The sequence below is a fragment of the Posidoniimonas polymericola genome (genome assembly GCF_007859935.1).
In the GTDB taxonomy this organism is placed as follows: Bacteria; Planctomycetota; Planctomycetia; order Pirellulales; family Lacipirellulaceae; genus Posidoniimonas; species Posidoniimonas polymericola.
Window position 1 is genome coordinate 39,811 of record NZ_SJPO01000017.1, and the last position, 17,746, is coordinate 57,556.

At 62.0% G+C, this 17,746-nt stretch carries 9 protein-coding genes; 4 read left to right on the plus strand and 5 right to left on the minus strand.

The genetic code is table 11. The features are described from left to right. Nucleotides 1–32 precede the first annotated feature (32 nt). From Pla123a_RS23565 to Pla123a_RS23580, 4 genes are all read right to left on the minus strand, one after another. A complete protein-coding gene (locus Pla123a_RS23565) occupies nucleotides 33–449 on the minus strand; it encodes a hypothetical protein (protein WP_146591655.1) in 417 nt (138 codons plus the stop codon). Between the two features lie 13 nt (nucleotides 450–462). Then, nucleotides 463–1,593, minus strand: a complete 1,131-nt coding sequence (locus Pla123a_RS23570; RefSeq protein ID WP_261342780.1) for a DUF1559 domain-containing protein — start codon at nucleotides 1,591–1,593, stop codon at nucleotides 463–465. A 92-nt stretch (nucleotides 1,594–1,685) separates the two neighbouring features. Then, nucleotides 1,686–3,377 (minus strand): PQQ-dependent sugar dehydrogenase, encoded by a 1,692-nt coding sequence (locus Pla123a_RS23575; RefSeq protein ID WP_197528239.1) that lies wholly within the window; start codon nucleotides 3,375–3,377, stop codon nucleotides 1,686–1,688. Between the two features lie 198 nt (nucleotides 3,378–3,575). Further along, nucleotides 3,576–6,353, minus strand: a complete 2,778-nt coding sequence (locus Pla123a_RS23580) for a LamG-like jellyroll fold domain-containing protein (RefSeq protein WP_197528240.1) — start codon at nucleotides 6,351–6,353, stop codon at nucleotides 3,576–3,578. Nucleotides 6,354–7,432: 1,079 nt separating this feature from the next. On the opposite strand from Pla123a_RS23580, the gene Pla123a_RS23585 reads away from it, so the two are divergent. The 4 genes from Pla123a_RS23585 to Pla123a_RS23600 are packed head-to-tail and all read left to right on the plus strand — an operon-like array spanning nucleotide 7,433 to nucleotide 16,654. Beyond that, nucleotides 7,433–10,465, plus strand: a complete 3,033-nt coding sequence (locus tag Pla123a_RS23585) for a DUF1553 domain-containing protein (RefSeq protein ID WP_197528241.1) — start codon at nucleotides 7,433–7,435, stop codon at nucleotides 10,463–10,465. 39 nt (nucleotides 10,466–10,504) lie between these two features. Beyond that, nucleotides 10,505–11,947 carry a DUF1501 domain-containing protein gene (locus tag Pla123a_RS23590; RefSeq protein WP_197528242.1) on the plus strand — a complete coding sequence of 481 codons (1,443 nt, stop codon included), beginning with the start codon at nucleotides 10,505–10,507 and terminating at the stop codon, nucleotides 11,945–11,947. Nucleotides 11,948–11,960: 13 nt separating this feature from the next. Next, nucleotides 11,961–15,203, plus strand: a complete 3,243-nt coding sequence (locus Pla123a_RS23595; RefSeq protein ID WP_231956613.1) for a DUF1553 domain-containing protein — start codon at nucleotides 11,961–11,963, stop codon at nucleotides 15,201–15,203. Nucleotides 15,204–15,208: 5 nt separating this feature from the next. After that, nucleotides 15,209–16,654, plus strand: a complete 1,446-nt coding sequence (locus Pla123a_RS23600; protein ID WP_146591667.1) for a DUF1501 domain-containing protein — start codon at nucleotides 15,209–15,211, stop codon at nucleotides 16,652–16,654. A gap of 179 nt (nucleotides 16,655–16,833) precedes the next feature. Here Pla123a_RS23600 and Pla123a_RS23605 read toward each other — a convergent pair whose 3' ends face one another. Further along, nucleotides 16,834–17,712 carry an integrase core domain-containing protein gene (locus tag Pla123a_RS23605; RefSeq protein WP_146591669.1) on the minus strand — a complete coding sequence of 293 codons (879 nt, stop codon included), beginning with the start codon at nucleotides 17,710–17,712 and terminating at the stop codon, nucleotides 16,834–16,836. Nucleotides 17,713–17,746 lie beyond the last annotated feature (34 nt).

The window sequence follows — 17,746 nt, forward strand, 5'->3', positions numbered from 1 at the left end:
AACCGGTGAATAGCTCGGTCGTCAAGGATCGCCTACCGCTTGCTTTCGAGCTCGTAGGATAGGTTTGTCGGGTCGTCGACGCTTAGGTCTATTGTAATGGCGCTATCGTAGCCGTAGCGGTCGGGCAAGATGTTTTCAAAAGGATTTTGGACATCCGTTGGACTGAGCATGGGGTTGGGCTTGCTCGGCCGGAGTGCAAAGAATCGAACCGTCTTGGTGCCCACCACGACATTGCCCGAAAAGGCGCCGGAGGTCACGACAAGCGATTCCGGGGGGGCGCCATCGCCGGAATCAAATTCGATGCGGGCGTCGTCGAGCGGGCTGCCATCGAGGGTCACCGAACCCGTAACGGTGACGGTCTCCGGGCCTTGGCTGCAGCCGCAGGCAGCCGCGAGGATGTGCGCAAGCACGACCCCGGCAATCGAACTGCGGTGGATGCGTTTTCGCATAGGATTCCTTGTCTCATTCGTGGTTAGCGATCTGGCCTTCGTCGCGGGTTGATATTGCCGCCAGGACGGGGAGTTCCAGGCTATCCTGCAGGAATGTGACGGACCCGTCGCCGAAGAGGGCATTCACCCCCCCTGGATGGGCGGAGTTGAGTGGGATGTTCGATCCGATGACTCCCACCCCGGTCAGGCGGCTGTCCGAACTTGGCTGATCGAATTCTTCCCGGTACCTCCAACCGCTCTTCTGGTTGATTGCGTAACGCACGGTTGTGCACTGGTGAGCGCGCCAGTCGCCGCTAGCGTTGGGGTGGGTCAGTTTCGGGGGTGAGCTCTTGTTGGAGCCTATGAGCCATCCGTACCCGAGTCCGGTTCCGATCTTGAGCTCTTGTCCCCCGTCGGCAAATAGGACGTCGTTCTGCTCACTGACCATCAGGGTCTTGGATGTCCCATCGAGAATCTTGCGGGCGCCGATGGCCCCGCCGGCGAAGAGGATACCGCCGCTGCTCGAGACGCCGAACTGCGCGCGTGTTTTGCGCGATTCATTGAAGCCGACGAGGGTGAACTCCGAAGTCCCGGTCTGGGGGACCCCGAAGCCCGATATTCCGGCAAAGTGGTTGAGCATAATGTCGCGAGGGAGCCATGGATCTCCGAAGGCGCCGCCACTCTGAGGACGTTCGGTAATCGGTGAGGACGGGCACTGGTAGACCGGCACTGTGGTGTTGCCAACGATCCGGTAGTTGTAGGGGTCGAACCATCCCGAACCGTTGTTGTTGACCGCCCCGTTGGTGTCCTCGCCAAAAAGCAACCGGTCGTAGATCGATTGTCCTTCGATATAGGGGAGCACCCACACGGTCCAGGCGCAGCCCCACGATTCCTGCGTCGCCTTGCCGAGGGGAGCCATATCGGAGTAGGCGCCGTGGGGAAACTTGCCCCTGGCACTGTGGAAGTTGTGCATCCCCAACCCGATTTGCTTCAGGGCGTTGACGCACTGGGCACGCCGAGCCGCTTCGCGGGCCGACTGGACCGCCGGCAGCAGGAGCGCTATGAGGATCCCGATGATCGCAATCACGACCAGCAGCTCAACGAGCGTGAATCCCAGATGCGGGGCGTCGATGGATCGGGCTGGCTGAGACCGACGATTGATCATGAATCGCTCCGATTGGATCAGGGGATTGGCTTTAGACGCGACTGCTCGCTGCAGTTCTTGTTCTGAGAGGCGTCCTGGCGGGCGCATGTCGGCTAATACGGATCGTTTCTGACTTGCGCCCTACAGCCTCGTGCAGCGATCAATATGATGGCGCTAAGGCAGGCGACGATCCCAGGCGGTTCTGGCGCCGCCTGGCTTGCTTGCTGGGTCGCAGAAAGCAGCGCCTTGTGAAGAAGGTACAAGTCACGTAGATCAGTGATTCCGTCCAGGTTCAGGTCACCATGGGTGTACTGGTCGAAGACGCTCGCGAACCCCGTTGCGTACCATCCGCTACGCATCGCCAACAAGTCGTCGGGGGTGACGAGGCCGTCCTGGTTGACGTCGCCGTCAATCCCGTTGGGCGAGCCGAGCGGAGCGACAATTTTGAAGATTGATCCGTCGGTCTCTCCGGGGCCGACGTCAAAAAGGTCCCCGTCACGCTGGGGGCCCGCGAGCACATAGAGCTCACCCGCCTCGTCCTCGGCGATGCTCCAGATTCTGTCAATAGAAGAAAGCCCGCTAGGGAGTTGCAGCTGAAGCCGGTAGAGGTCGTCACGACTCGAGGAAGCGGTCGTGGTGGGGTCGCCGTAGTAGATTTCAAGTAGGTTGGTCGGTTGCGTGAACTCGCTCTCTCCCGTGTCGGCAAAGATGTACTTGCCCTGGAGTTGCGGTAGTTGCGCTCCACGGTAAACGAAACCTCCGACCACGTTGACGGCCTCGCTGCTTCCGTTGAGGTTGTGGTAGAGGTCCCAGAGCGGGGCCGAGTGGGGTTGCTCGCCGGGGCCGGGGATCAGGTTGGGCCGGACCAATAGGGTCCCCTCGTAGGCGCCCCAACCGTAGTTGCCGCCGTTCTCGATCCGGCTGACTTCCTCGCGGCTCGACTCGCCGACATCGCCCAGGTAGATTTCGTTGGTCAGGCTATCGACAGAGACCCGGTAGGGGCTCCGCACGCCGAAGGCGAAGGTCTCGCCCGGCGTGGCCGGGTTGCCGTCGGTGAGACCCCAGTTGTCGGGGTGGAGACGGTACTGCTGGTTCTGACCCCCGGTGGGGCGGGTGTCGCCTGGGAGGCTAAGCGGGTCAATACGCAGCACCGAGCCCATGATGTTGGTCGGGTCCTGGGCGTTCGCAAAGCGATCGGCGCCAAAGGCGTTCCCTTCCGTGTTGGGGAAGGCGTTTCCGCCCCCGTCGCCACTCGGGATGATTAGATACTCGTCGTTGGTGAAGGCAATGTCGATGAGCGTGTGGATGATCCCGGGCCTTGCCGAGCGAAGCACCTCCCGCTTCGTGACGTTCTGTGAAAGGGATAGCTGCGTGGCGCCGGTCACAGCGTTCGGGGTGATTGTCCACTCGGTAACGACGCTGTCCATAACCGACGCGACACCGTCATCGAAGTCGGCCGAGACAAGGTTCGGCAGTTCAGCGGTTAGGGTGTAAAACTTCCCGTAGCCCCTCGACAGCGGGTCGAGGAACCCGGGGTGCGCAGCAATGCCGGTGTTGCCGATGTCTCGGAAATCGAGATCGCCCGGCAGCGGAGAACGCTGCGTGTCGAAGGTGTCGAGGTAGGCCCCAGCGGCAAGGCCTCCATCGGAGTTCAGCAGCCGGACGTGGCCCCCTAGCGTCATTATCAACTGGCGACCGTCCCCGAGAGGGGTCATGTCGATCGGGATAAATTGCCGCCGTTCATTGGCGGTGTTGCCGCTGAGCACGCCGCTGATGCCAGTGGCGACCGGCTCGAGTCGCACCATTAGCGGGCCCTCCGGAATCGGAGTCTGCCCCCGCGATACGCCCGACAGCACCGCAAGAGCTATCCCTATAACGACGCGCCGGAGCGTTCGTGTGCACCTCCTGGTCGGCATCCAACGGCGTCTAACAAAATGGTCCATGGGTAGCTCAAGGAGTTGCATCTAGCACGCTTGATAGATGGAGTGGGGAACGCGATGGTCCTACTGGCGGGTCGGCGACCTGCCCGCCATTGACGTCAAGATCAACATCCCTAGGACCAACGCCGATGGCTCGGGGACCGCGGCGGAGACCCCCGACGCCTGGGCGCCGAAGTTGTTCTTCCAGACGACATAGTCCTGGGCGTCGACCCCGTTGATTCCGTCTCCGGAGTTGTTTATCAGGTCTTCCGTGGGGGCGTTCAGGTTGTCCCGCCAGACAGTGTAGTCCGCCGCGTTGACCATGCCGTCGCCGTTGAAATCCCCCAAGAGTGATTGGTAGTTGTCAACATAGGTCACGAAACTCGAAACAATACCACCGGGGGTCGAGAAGCGAAGGCGGATGTCCTCGTCCGCGGCCGAGGCGCCCTTGTAGATAAAACCAAGCGGCGTTGTTCCAGCGGCGAAGGTCGAGGCGCCGTCGAAGTAAGATTCGATGATCTGTGTCGGCCCGTTGGCGCCATCAGACTCCCAGCCGTTCCCCGTGCCGCTCCCAACGGGGAACCCGGCGTTACCCGCGAGCGGGTCGAGCTCGGTTGCGTCGAGGTTCCCACCGAGGCTCTCGATCTCGTAGCCCTTGAGGTTGACCGCCCCGGCGGTGTTGTTTTTCAGCGTCACCAGCCCCGACGATCGGTTCACCTCGATCTCGACGTAGGGATTGGTCGTGCCGTCCAACTGGATTCCCTGCTGGGCGTTGCTGACGATTTGAGAGATCTCGGCAGAGCTCAGCGCCCGCGAGTAGAGTCCGACCTCGTCGATGTAGCCGTCCCAAAATCCAAAACCGCCGGTGGCTGCAGAGCCGTCGTCGTTGGGCTTGGCGCCGATCCCAAGGCCGGTGGCCCAGCCCGCGTCTCCCGGTTGAAGCAGCGAACCAGCGTACGGCGAGGTCGCGACCACCGCCCCGTTTACGTAGAGCCGGTGCTCACCGGCGTCGGCGTCGAGAACAAAGGCCGTGTGGACCCACTGACCGACCGGCAGGTCTTCTGGCGTGACGTCGCTCACAAACTCCACGGGGTCGGAGGTCGCGTACTGACTGTTGAGCGTATTGGCGTCCGCCAATCCCAGACCAAAGTGGAACTGCCCCTGGATGGTGGAGCCCCAATTCTTGACGATCGACTCCCAGTCGCCGGTATTCGACTTGGCGAAGACCCAGGCGACGGCGGACATACTGTTTCCACTCACCCGCACAAAGTTCTGCCCAACCGCGGCGTCGTCCACGCCGTCTCCGCTGAAGGCATTGCCGAGACCCGGGTGGAGACTCCCCTCGAAGGTGGCGCCCCCGACCAGTTGGAGATCGATGTTGCTGCCGCTGAGTTCGTCGGCATTTCCATTGAGCGGGTAGTAGGCGTGGAACTGAGCGTGGGCGTCCCCTGCGACGGCCATTCCGAGACAGAGCACCGCGAGCAGGCAGGCCCGACGGCGAACCAGGCTCGACGCCAACGCGCCCAAGGGAATCAGGAGAGCGAGGGTCGTCGGCTCCGGCACGCCGGAGGCCATCGCGATGAAACTGCCGGCCCCGTTCGCGTTGTCATAAAGTGATCGGAAGATGCCGTAGTCGGTCAGATTCTTGCGTCCGTCGCCGTTCAGGTCCCCGCCGAGATAGGTCTGCACGGCGAGAAAGCCCGAAGTGTCCGCATCCGCACCGGAACGGAAAAGGGCGTAGTCGGTGGCGTCGATGTCCCCGTCTGCGTCGAAATCGCCTGGGGCATAGGACTCGCCCGCGTTGCCGGTAAAGGTCGCCGCGATCGTTTTGATCGTCCCCTGGCCGTCGTTGAGGAGCAGGTCGATGAAGACATCCTCGCCGGGGTTAGCGATCCAAGTGTCGGCGCCGAAACTAACCGTCTTGCCCATCGAAATGGTCCCGCCATCGGTCCCCGGCGCCCCCTCACTGAACTCAATGCTGTACTCCTTGGCGGAATTGGTCAGCACGGTCCAGGTGTCGTCGTCGATGGACTCGTCGCCGGCGCCGTCAAAGCGGCCAGCCACGGAATCCCACATCGACGGGTTGAGCGCGCCCGACGCCGACCGCACTGTGTAACCCAGCAAATCGATGTCGAAACTGGAGTCGTTCGTGAACACGATTTCGCCCGAGTCGCGGTCGACGGTGAAGGTGGGGTCTATCGTCACCGATTGGGTGTGGTCGTTGAAGAAGTAGAGGCCCCCGATCTGCTGCTCGCTGAGCGTTCCGCTGAAGACCGAAAACTCGTCAACTGCGCCGTCGAACCCTTCGCTCCAGAACGAGCGGTTCCCTACCTGGATGTAGGGGAACGTATCAACCAGCGGCGCGACTTCGTTCGACTGGACAGCCGCCCCATCGACGTACATCGAAACGACGGAAGACGCCCCTTCGTAGGTCACCGTGTACATGTGGAAATTGCCATCGGTCGGATAGGTAACCCCGGAGTTGAGGTCGACGTTGGCGCCCCAGAAATGGAAACCGTTGAAGTCGATGATGGCCCGGGCGCGTCCGTCGTCGATCCCGCCGGCGTACTGCCAGTTGACGCCGAAGCCCGCGACGTGGGTCAGGAACCCCCCGGCGGAATCTGTCCAGACATTGAGCGACCAACTCTCGTCGCCCAGCGTTGGTAGCCCATCCGCAAAATCGTTTGCCACCCCGTCTCCTGGCGTGACTCCTTCATCAGGCGTCGCGGCGAGCGCAACGGCTTGACCAAACTTGCCCGGCACGAATGTGGGGGAGCCCACCGGGGTTCCCGTGTTGCCGTTTCCTGACGCGTCGCTGTAGTCGTTTTCGAAGCTCCAACGATGCACCAGGCTCTGAGCCAAGCACCGGTCCGTGGGGGCGATAAACGCACCGAAACAAACCAGCGCTATTGAACACGTGGCAGCAAGACTTCGCCAAGAGCTGCAGTACATCGGAGGAGTTCCTTTTCAGATTGCAGACAACGACCGAGGTCAGCAGGTCGGGAGACACCCGATCCCGCTGTTCACTGACGCCGGCCTTCAAGAGAGAAAAGAGGGAATTGGTGGAGAGGTACAGAGCTATCGCTAGCGTCTCGCAGCAACCGCATGACGTGACTTGGCGGATGAACTCTCGGATCGTACAGGGCGAATTCCCCGCCCGCCTTACGGGGATTCCTCCCAGAAATGCGACGAAATGCCGCGGGCAATTTCACTATCCATTGAAGGAATAGGTCCGGATCCCGCCGAATCAGAGGGAGGGCGTAAGGAAAAGGCTACCTGGGCCCTACCCTGAGGTGGGGGCTACATCACGCCAGTTGTTTGCGGTTGCTCTACTCGGGCTTGCTTCATCCGGCCGCGAGCCACCCGCCAGTGCCGTTGCGCTGATTGCTGTCGTCGGTTGCGACGAGACACTCACTCAGCCTGAGCGGGTCTTGCACGCGTTTAAGAGGAAGGGCCTCCTTCCAGGATTCTTGCTGTTGGCGGGACGAATGGGGGCGAAGCAAAAGGCTCGTGTCGTGAACGGCCAGCGTTGAGAATATCGCCCCGATGAGTGGGCGCTCGAAGCCGGGCGTCGGAGGGCACAGCTGCCAACGAGCGGTTGACGATGGTCCATGGCAAATCGATAGCGTCATACCAGACTCGCCTATAGCGCGCTGACGTGGGACTAACTGAGCACATCGATGGAAAGTATCATCGTCGACAAACGGATGCAAAAACTCAGACGGCCGACGCGTCTGCGATCTATCTCCCGTTCAACGACGAGCGGCGTCCTTCGGTTCATACAGCTTTTTTGTGCGCTCGTGGGGCAGGGGCTACGCGGTGGGATCGCACCGAGGAGATACCCTCGTGCGATTCCACCGGCTCCCCCTGGGGTATTCATGCGGCGCAGAGACTGCCGACAGGCTTCCCATCGTGGCTCACCGTGGACGTGCCTGACCTGGGTGAGGATTGCCACGGCGTGTCTTCTGCTAGTAAGCGCCGCGGCGCGACTGAACGCGGCCCAAGGCAACGCCTACGATCAGGCGCGTGACATCCGCCCGATTCTTTCGGACAACTGCTTTTCTTGCCACGGGCCGGACGAAGAGTCCCGCGAAGCCGACCTGAGGCTCGACTTGGATGAAGGGATCGAGTCGGCTTTCCGTAGCGATGCTGAATCGAGCGAGGGGTGGCGGCGGGTTCATTCCACGGATGAGTGGGAGGTGATGCCCCCACCAACCTCCGGCAAAGATCTCACGGCATCGGAGATCCGTAAAATCGAAGCCTGGGTCTCTGCGGGAGCGCCTTGGTCGGGGCATTGGTCGTTTAGCCCTCCTCGTCGCGTGACCCCACCGATCGTAGCCGGACGCGATCCGACGAGTGCGATTGACTCATTCGTTCTCCATCGACTGAAAGCAGCAGGGTTGAGCCCCTCACCAACTGCTTCGAAAGCGGTTCTGCTGCGGCGTGTGTCCTTCGACCTAACCGGTCTGCCGCCGACACTATCGGAAATTGACCTCTTCTTGAAGGATGATTCTCCGGACGCCTACGAGAGGGCGGTCGATCGGCTGTTGGCGTCTCCGCATTTTGGAGAGCGGTTTGCCTCGCTTTGGCTCGATGCGGCGAGGTACAGCGACACCTACGGCTACCAGCGCGACGAGGACCGGCGTGTCTGGCCGTGGCGTGATTGGGTCGTTTCGGTACTCAACAAGAATATCGCCTACGACGAATTCCTCCGACTGCAACTCGCTGGGGACCTCATTGCATCGCCGACAAAGGAATCCATTTTAGCGACGGCTTTCAACCGCCTTCATGGGCAGAACACCGAAGGGGGGAGCATCCCCGCGGAGTTTCGCATGGAGCACGTCGCAGACCGTACTCAGACCGTCGCGACCTCAATGCTCGGGCTCACGATGGAGTGCTGCCGCTGCCACGATCACAAGTACGACCCTCTATCGTTAAAAGACTACTACGCCCTGTCTGCGTTTTTCGACAAGATCGACGAGAACGGAATCATCTCCTTCTTTACTCCGACCACTCCGCCGCCAACCCTGAAGATGCCAAGCGACAAACAGCAGGCAAGAATTACGCGGCTTTGCCAGGCAGTCACTGAGGCCGAGCAGGGAGTCGCTCGCGTAGCCAGCCAGCAGAAAGATCGTGTCCGGCGACCATCTTCGAGCGCCGACTGGCCCCTCCCCAAACCTACCGCGGTGGCGAGTTTTGACGCCCATGTTGCTCCGCCCAACCAGCTTGTCGAAGGCCGACATGGGTCGGCGGTTCGCCTGACGGGTGACGACGAGCTCGCCGCCTTCAAGGGCGGTTCATTCGATCGCGAGGACCCCTATTCCTTGTGTGTTTGGGTGCGAGCCGACCAGAAGCACGAGCGAGCGGTGATTGTTCACGCGACCAGAGCCGCCCTCGACTCGGGTAGCCGTGGTCACGAGTTGATCCTCGAGGACGGGCGGCTCAGCGCGTCCCTGACGCACTTCTGGCCCGGCGACGCAATCCGCGTGCGGGCTGTCTCCCCGATCCCACTCGACCATTGGGTTCACGTGGCGGTCACGTACGACGGATCAAGCCGCGCCGAGGGGATGCGTCTCTATGTGGATGGCGGTCTGGTCTCGACGGAGGTTGTTCGTGACTGCCTAACCAGGAGCCCAGTCGACCCCGAGGTCAATCGCATCGCGGTCGGCGCTCGCTACCGCGACCGCGGGTTTACTGGTGGGGAAGTTGACGAACTCTTGCTCTACGACCGTCGGCTCTCAGCCCTAGAGATCTCAGCGATTGCTGGCGAAGGATCGGTTGACGGAGCCGCCGCGGCGACGACCGACGAATTGCTCGAACACTATCTGCTGACGCAATGCGACGAGTACGCGCGCGCGCTCGAGAGACTACGCGATCGTCGCCATGAGTTGTTCGCAGTCGAGAATACGGTAGATGACATCATGGTCATGCGGCAATTCCCGGGGGCGGAGCCGAGCCGAATCCGATTGCGCGGGGCTTACGATCAGCTCGGCGACGTTGTAGAGCCTAACACCCCGGCGTTCCTGCCAGCGCTCCCGGATAGCACGCCCGCTGATCGGCTTGCATTGGCGAAGTGGATGGTCGATCCGATGAATCCGCTTACATCTAGGGTAGCGGTCAACCGGTTCTGGCAGGCAGTTTTTGGTGAAGGCTTCGTCCGCACCCCTGGCGACTTCGGTGCCCAGGGAGATCCGCCGTCTCACCCGGATTTGCTCGATTACCTGGCGGTAGATTTCGTTGAGAGCGGCTGGAATATCAAAAAGCTTATCAAACAGATGGTGCTCTCCGAGACCTACCAGAGATCAACCCACACCGACGCGGAGTCGATCGCAATCGACCCGGAGAACCGCCTCCTGGGTCGATCGACGAGGCGGCGTTGGCCAGCGGAGATGCTCCGCGACAACGCCTTGGCCGTTAGCGGCTTGCTCGTCATGTCGGTCGGGGGCCCGCCGGTCCGCCCCTACGAGGTAGAGGTCTCATTCTCGCCGGCGCCAAGACAGACGGGCGAGGGGCTCTACCGTCGGAGCCTCTACACCTATTTTAAGCGGTCGGCGCCTGTGCCGGTGCTCACCGCGTTCGACGCCCCCGACCGCTCGGTATGCAGGATGTCTCGCGAGCAGACGCAGTCGCCAATGCAGGCGCTTGTGCTCCTGAACGGCACTCAGTTCGTCGAGGCCGCCCGGGTTTCTGCCGAGAGTGCAGTATCCGAGTGCGGCGCTGACCGAGCAGCGGTTGTCGAGCGTCTGTTTAGGTTGTACACAAGTCAGCGGCCCAGTTCAGATGAACTGGGGGTGCTCACTGAGCTGCTCGACCGACAGCGTGACCACTTCCGTGAGCGAGGCGACGATGCCCGCGCCCTCCTTTCGGTAGGTGATCGCAAGCGAGACGAGCAATTGGAAGTCGCGCAGGTAGCGGCAGCGACCATTGTGACGCAGGTTATCATGAACTGCGACAAGTGCGTGACGCGGCAGTAAGGAGAGCATCTACCGGCTGGCGGAGCCTAGAGGATGTCAATGAAACACCAACAGAACACACGCTGCACCGGCCGGGAGGCAACGGTGGGGATGTCGCGCCGTGAGATGCTCCACCGGAGCTGCTACGGGCTCGGCGCCGCCGCGCTGCACCAACTTCTGGCCGGCGAAGCCAATGGGGGCGCCGCTACTAAGAACTTGACCGCCACCGCGAGTCGTGTCATTTTTCTGTTCCAGTCTGGCGCCCCCTCGCAGATGGACCTCTACGACTACAAGCCGCTGCTCAACGAGCGTCAGGGGCAGGAGTTGCCAGACAGTGTCCGCCAAGGACAGCGGCTCACCGGCATGAGCGCCAACCAGTCGAGCATGCCACTCGTCGGATCACCGTACCGATTCGCGAGGCACGGCCAATCGGGGATGTGGTTTAGCGAATTGCTTCCGCACACCGCTCAGATCGCCGACGATCTTTGTGTCGTGAAGTCGATGCACACCGAGGCAATCAACCATGGGCCCGGTGTTTCCTTCTTCCAATCTGGTTCCCCATTCCCCGGGCGCCCCAGCATTGGGGCGTGGGTTGATTACGGATTAGGAAGCGAGAACAAGAACCTCCCGGGCTTTGTTGTCCTGACCACCAAGCACAAGGGGGGGCAGCCCCTCGTATCGAGCTACTGGGGCAATGGATTTCTTCCGTCCGAGCATCAGGGGGCGAGGTTCCGCAGCGGCGACAACCCGATCCTCTACCTCGACAACCCAGCCGGGGTAGACGCGGAGTGCCGCCGTGACACCCTCGACGCCCTAGCGAGCCTCCACAAAAGCCAGGCGCGGGGCGAACCGCACGGCGAGATCGAATCTCAGATCGCCCAGTACGAACTGGCGTACCGCATGCAGATGGCAACGCCCGAGGTGCTGGACCTGAGCGGCGAGTCTCAATCAACCTTCGACCTCTACGGTGAGGATGCCCGCGAGCCGGGGACTTATGCCTCGAACTGCCTATTGGCGAGGCGTCTGGCCGAACGTGGCGTGCGATTTATCCAGCTCTACCACCAGGATTGGGACCACCACGAAGCCCTCCCGAAGCAATTGCCCCGCCTCTGCCGTGAAACCGACCGGGCTTCGGCGGCGCTCGTATCCGACCTCAAGCAGCGGGGGCTCCTGGAGGATACGCTAGTGGTCTGGGCCGGGGAATTCGGGCGTACCAACTACTGCCAAGGAAAGCTCGTCCCTAACAACTTTGGGCGGGACCACCACCCCAAATGCTTCACTCTGTGGGCGGCCGGCGGCGGGTTCAAGGCCGGCGCCGTGCACGGAGCCACCGACGATTTTTGCTACAACATCGTCGACCGCCCGGTTTCGGTCTACGACTTCAACGCGACGTTGTTGTACGTTTTGGGGATCAACCATACTCGACTGACGTATCGCTACCTCGGACGCGACTTTCGATTGACTGATGTCCACGGCGAGGTGCGGCATGAACTACTCTCCTAATAATGAATCCTCGATGATTTCGCGACGCCCTTACGACAATGGTTTGGTGGTCATGCCCCGCAGAGCGGCCCGTCGCGAATGGCGCGCGTCCCGCCGTCGTCTACTGTTGAAATCGCTCGCCGCCGTACTGGCTGCGGCGGCGGCCTGCATCGCAAACGAAGCGGCGCAAGCAGACGACAGCGTCCCCGAGCTCTCTCACCTCGTGCGGCCGATCTTGTCGGATAAGTGCTTCTACTGCCACGGGCCCGACGAAGCGAATCGCCCGACCGACCTTCGTATGGATACCCCGGAGGGGATCCGCCAAGCATTCGATGGCGGCCTGAAAAAGAGCCTCGCGTGGCGCCGGATTGCCGCCGACGACGATGCCGATAGGATGCCCCCGGCCGGCTCGCACAAGCCATTGACCGCCGCGGAAAAGCAGACGCTCCAGGATTGGGTCGCAGCGGGCGCGGTTTGGTCGCCGCACTGGGCGTTCGTCCCACCAGTCAAGGCCGAACCCCCCAGAGAGTATTCCGCCCATCCGGTCGACGCCTTCGTGCGTCGCCGCCTGCATCGCGAGGGCCTCGCGCCCTCCGGGCGGGCCTCGAGGGAAAAGCTGATCCGCCGCGTCACTTTCGACCTTCACGGACTGCCGCCCACGATCGAAGAGATCGACGACTTCGTTCAGGATACCCGGCCCGACGCTTGGGGGCGCGTGATCGACCGCCTCCTCGCCTCACCACGTTACGGCGAGCGGATGGCGGTCTCTTGGCTCGATGGGGCCCGCTACGCCGACACCAACGGGTATCAGAACGACTTCCGTCGCACGATGTGGCCCTGGCGTGATTGGGTGATCAACGCCTTTAACCGCAACATGCCGTTCGACCAATTCACGATCGAACAGATAGCGGGGGACCTCCTTCCGGAGCCGACTAATGAGCAACGCATCGCGTCCGGCTTCAACCGCAACAACCGAACCGTCACCGAGGCCGGATCGATCCCTGAAGAATGGCTCGTGGAGAACGTGATCGACCGCGTCGAAACCACATCGACCGTGTTTCTTGGGCTAACGATGGGCTGCGCGCGGTGCCATGACCACAAATTCGACCCCATATCGCAGCAAGAGTTCTATGAGTTCTACGCGTTCTTCAACAACATCGAAGAGGAAGGGGTCTACTCCGAGGTGCGCGGCAATGTCGGCCCGGTAGTTGAGTGCCTAAGCGAGGCCGACCGGCTCGAACTCGCTCGCCTGGAGTCGCGAGTGCGTCTTGAGACCAAGTCGCTAGCCGAAAGCCGGTCGTCGGCGATAGCTTCGTTGAGGGAATGGGCGGTCGAGACGCCACTCCCCCGAGCGATTCCCACTACTGCCGCGGTGCGGCTGGACGGCGCTCCATTTGCGGCGGTGGCCGAACATGAAAAGGTCGTCTCGCCCAACGCGGCAAGCCATCTTCCCAAGACCGAAAACGCCTTCCTGGGACCCGTCGCGACGCTCGAGGGCGATCAGTGGCTGGAGTACGAGGGCTTGTTCGAGCCCCACGCCGACCGCCCGTTCACCCTGACCGCGTGGGTCAAGCGACTGGGGGGAGGAGTGATACTTTCCAAGATGGCCGACAGCGACGCCTATCGGGGCATCGACTGGATGCTGGACGAAGGGAACCACCTTGTCACCCACTTCATTGACCGCTGGCCAGAGAGCGCACTGAAGATGACGACCAAGAAACCCCTGGCCGAGGGTGTGTGGACCCACGTCGCGGTCGCCTACGACGGGAGCTCGAAGCCGTCGGGCGTTTCGATCTTCTTCGGGGCCGAACCGCAGCCGACGATCACGAACAACAACTCCCTCTCGGGCCCGCTGCAAACGGGCCAGCCCTTCCGCATCGGGCGGCGTTCGGGTGGCTCGATGCTGCACGGCAGCGTTGCGCGTATTCGCGTCTTTGACTACGTCTTGTCGGGCGATGAGCTGAGTGAGATTATCGCCAGCGATCTGCTGAGTGCGCCCGCGACGAGGAAGTTCGCCGAGGCGTCGACAGGGAGCCAGGCCGCAGAGACCAAGACGTCCGTCGAGAATGTCTTGCTCGCTGAGTACTCCGCGATCGTCGATCCCAACGGCGGCAACGAGTACGCCAAGGCCAGCAGCCGACTCGAGGAAGCCCGGCGCGCGGCAGACGAGTTCCGCGAAAACATCCCAACCTGTATGGTCATGCAGGAACGTGAGACTCCCCGCGAGACGTTTGTCTTGAGCCGGGGCCAGTACAATCAACCAGACCTGCAGCGCCAAGTCTTTCCGTCAGTACCGACGTTTCTGGGGGCCCTGCCGTCGGGTCGCGCCGATCGCCTGGCGCTTGCCGAGTGGATCGTCTCCCGCGACAACCCCCTGACCGCCCGTGTCGTGGCGAATCGCCTCTGGGGGAGATTCTTCGGGAGGGGACTCGTCAAGACGGAGGAAAACCTGGGCGTCCAATGCGACCCTCCGTCCCACCCCGAGCTGCTCGACTGGCTAGCGGTTGAGCTCATGGACTCGGGTTGGGACCTCCAGCACCTTACGCGGCTGGTGCTCACGAGCAAAACGTATCAGCAGTCGACCGTCGCCGACCCCGAACGGTACCGAGAAGAACCGGACAATCGTCTACTCGAGCGGGGTCCGCGGCGCCGTCTGCAGGCAGAGTTTGTCCGCGATCAAGCATTGTCGGTCGGGGGTTTGCTCACCGACCGAATAGGCGGGGCCTCGGTGTTCCCCTACCAGCCCAGCGGGTTGTGGGACGAGCTTGCCGGTGGCGCCAACGAGGGGTCCTACAAACAGTCACGCGGCCCGGACCTCTATCGACGCTCTTTGTATACCTATCGTAAGCGGACCGTGCCCCACCCGACCACGGCCGTATTCGATGCGCCGGGTTTCGAGATTTGCACCGTTAAGAGGTCTTTGACAAACACCCCGCTCCAGGCGTTGGCCCTGCTCAACGACCCGACCTACGTCGAGGCCGCCAGAAAGCTGGCCGAGCGGATGATCCTCGAGGGGGGCCAAAACCCTCGCGACCGCGTCAGTTATGGCTTCCGACTGGTCACGTCGCGGCGGCCCTCGGAGCTCGAAGTCACCCAACTGTGTGCTTCGCTGGAGAAACAAAAAGCCCATTTTGCGGGCGCTGAAGAACGGGTCGACCAGTTCCTTGTTACGGGCGACGCCCACCCCGATCCCTCACTGGACCGACCGGAACTCGCCGCCTATGCGATTATTGGGAGCCTGCTGCTAAATCTCGACGAGTCGATCACTACGGAATAGCCCTGATGCAAACCGATAGCGCCCTCCATTCCGCACAGCAATGCAACCGCCGCCGCTTCCTGCTTCAGACCGCCGGCAGTTTGGGCGGGGCGGCCCTGGCATCCCTTACCAGCCAATCGGCCACGTCGTCTAGCGCCGGCGGCCTGAACCTCCACAATCCGCCGAGAGCCAAGCGGGTCATCTACCTCTTCCAATCGGGGGCCCCCTCGCAGTTTGAGAGCTTCGACTACAAACCCGCGCTTGCCAAACTTGCCGGCAAAGACCTGCCCGACTCAGTGCGCGACGGGCAGCGACTTACGGGCATGACCAGCGGGCAGGACCGTTTCCCTATCGTCCCTTCGTTGTTCCCGTTTCGGAAGCATGGCGAGTCTGGCGCCGAGATCTGCGACCTCTTTCCACACACCGCAAAGGTCGCGGACGACCTGCTCATTGTTAGATCGATGAAGACTGAGGCGATCAACCACGACCCAGCGATCACGTTCTGTCAGACCGGTTCGCAGGTTGCGGGGCGTCCGAGCATGGGCGCCTGGGTTGCCTACGGTCTCGGGAGCCTCAACGACGACCTGCCGTCGTACGTCGTGATGCTGTCGCGTGGTAGTGGGCGGGCCGCGGGGCAGCCGCTCTACGATCGGCTGTGGGGCAGTGGATTCCTCCCCTCGAGCTACCAGGGTGTCAAGCTCCGCGCCGCCGCGGACCCAGTCCTCTACCTGACTGATCCAGCGGGTTGCAACCGCGCGCAGCGGAGAGACCTACTCAACGACCTCGGGCAGCTGAATTCCTACCACCACGAACAGGTTGGCGACCCCGAGACGCTGGCGCGCATCGCTCAGTACGAGATGGCTTTCCGGATGCAGTCGTCCGTTCCCGACCTCACCGACATCTCCGACGAGCCGAAGCACGTGCTTGATATGTACGGCGAAGACGTCCACAAGCCCGGCACCTACGCTCGCAACTGCCTCCTAGCAAGGCGTCTCGCCGAACGCGACGTCCGCTTCATTCAGCTCTACCACATGGGGTGGGACCAGCACAACGACCTGCCCAACCATATGGGAAAGCAGTGCAAGGACACCGATCAACCACAGGCCGCCCTGATTGCCGACCTGAAGCAACGGGGTTTGCTCAATGATACCCTCGTTGTCTGGGGCGGCGAGTTCGGCCGCACGGTCTACTGTCAGGGCGAGCTATCCGCGAACAACTACGGCCGCGACCACCACCCCCGGTGCTTCAGCATCTGGATGGCTGGCGGTAGCGTCAAGGGCGGGGTGACCTACGGAGCAACCGATGACTTCTCGTACAACATCGTCGAAAAGCCCGTCGAGGTTCACGACTTGAACGCAACGATCCTATACCTGCTCGGGATCGACCACACTCGGCTAACCCACCGTTTCCAAGGACGCGATTTCCGACTCACGGACGTACACGGAAACATCATGCGGGACTGGTTGGCCTAGCGGCCGCGGGGCCGTCGGGCCCTAGGATCCCTCGCCCGCTAAGGAACGACTCTCGGACGGTTGGCGAGGGTGCTGCCTGCGGTCCCGAGTTGCGCTCGAGTCGTCCCGCCGATCTCCTCTCGGATTCCCATTCGCCGGCGTAAGGTCAAGAAACTCGTCCGACGCCAGATTTTGCGAGTTCACGCCGCCGCCCGGTAGTAGTGCTTGAGTATCCCGCCAAGCCGTTCACAACACCGAGTCAAGCCGTCCGGCGGCGGCTCTTCTGGGTCTGCAATCAATCGGTTGTCGAGCCCCTGATGATTTCGCTCCGCGTGGTAGTGCTTGAGGTACTCACAGACGGCATTCTGCAACGCGTCCTCGCCAAAGAAGATCATTCGATCGAGACACTCTTCCTTGATGCTCCGCATAAGCCGCTCAATGTACGCGTTCAGGTTGGGCGTCTTGGGAGGCAGCCGAAGCGAGTGCACACCGCCGTGGCCGACCGTGTTTCGGAACGCGGCGGAGAACTTCGTATCTCGATCCATGATGAGCAGGCGTGAGTCTTTCAGGAAGCCATCTTCGTCGTCGATCAGGTTCCTGCCGATCTGCTGCATCCACGCGTCGTTTGGTGCGGTTGTGCATCCTGCAAAATAAGCCCGCCGCGTCTTTGGCTGGATCACGAAAAGCAAGTAAAAGGTGATCAATCCCCGCGGCGCCCAGACTTCGACACTTGTGAAGTCGACCGCGGCTAACTGGTCCCAATGGGCTTTGAGGAACTCCTTCCAAGGCGTCCGCTTCTTCCGGAGCGGTGCGGGTTCCAGGCCGTGGGCCTTCAAGACATTGGCGACGGTCGAATCGGAGACCTCGTGGCCGACGTTCGCCAACGCTCCCTGAATCCGGTGGTAGCCCCAAGAGCGGTTCTCTTTGGCGAAGCGGACAATCAGATCCGTGACCTCCCGGGAGATCGGGCGACGACCTGCCTTCTTCCGCCGCTCGCTGTAGTCCCACTTCTGCGCCACAAGTTTCCGGTGCCAACGCAGGATCGTGTCCGGCGTGAAAATCGTCGTGATCGACTCCAAGCCCTTCCTTCCCTTTGACCGCCAACCTTCGGCG

Bases quoted from the DNA above. Each gene is read 5' to 3' on its own strand.
- Pla123a_RS23575 (WP_197528239.1), bottom strand. From the start codon at position 3,377: ATGGTGCGACTCGAGCCGGTCGCCACTGGCATCAGCGGCGTGCTCAGC.
- Pla123a_RS23590 (WP_197528242.1), top strand. From the start codon at position 10,505: ATGAAACACCAACAGAACACACGCTGCACCGGCCGGGAGGCAACGGTG.
- Pla123a_RS23595 (WP_231956613.1), top strand. From the start codon at position 11,961: ATGATTTCGCGACGCCCTTACGACAATGGTTTGGTGGTCATGCCCCGC.
- Pla123a_RS23570 (WP_261342780.1), bottom strand. From the start codon at position 1,593: ATGATCAATCGTCGGTCTCAGCCAGCCCGATCCATCGACGCCCCGCAT.
- Pla123a_RS23565 (WP_146591655.1), bottom strand. From the start codon at position 449: ATGCGAAAACGCATCCACCGCAGTTCGATTGCCGGGGTCGTGCTTGCG.
- Pla123a_RS23600 (WP_146591667.1), top strand. From the start codon at position 15,209: ATGCAAACCGATAGCGCCCTCCATTCCGCACAGCAATGCAACCGCCGC.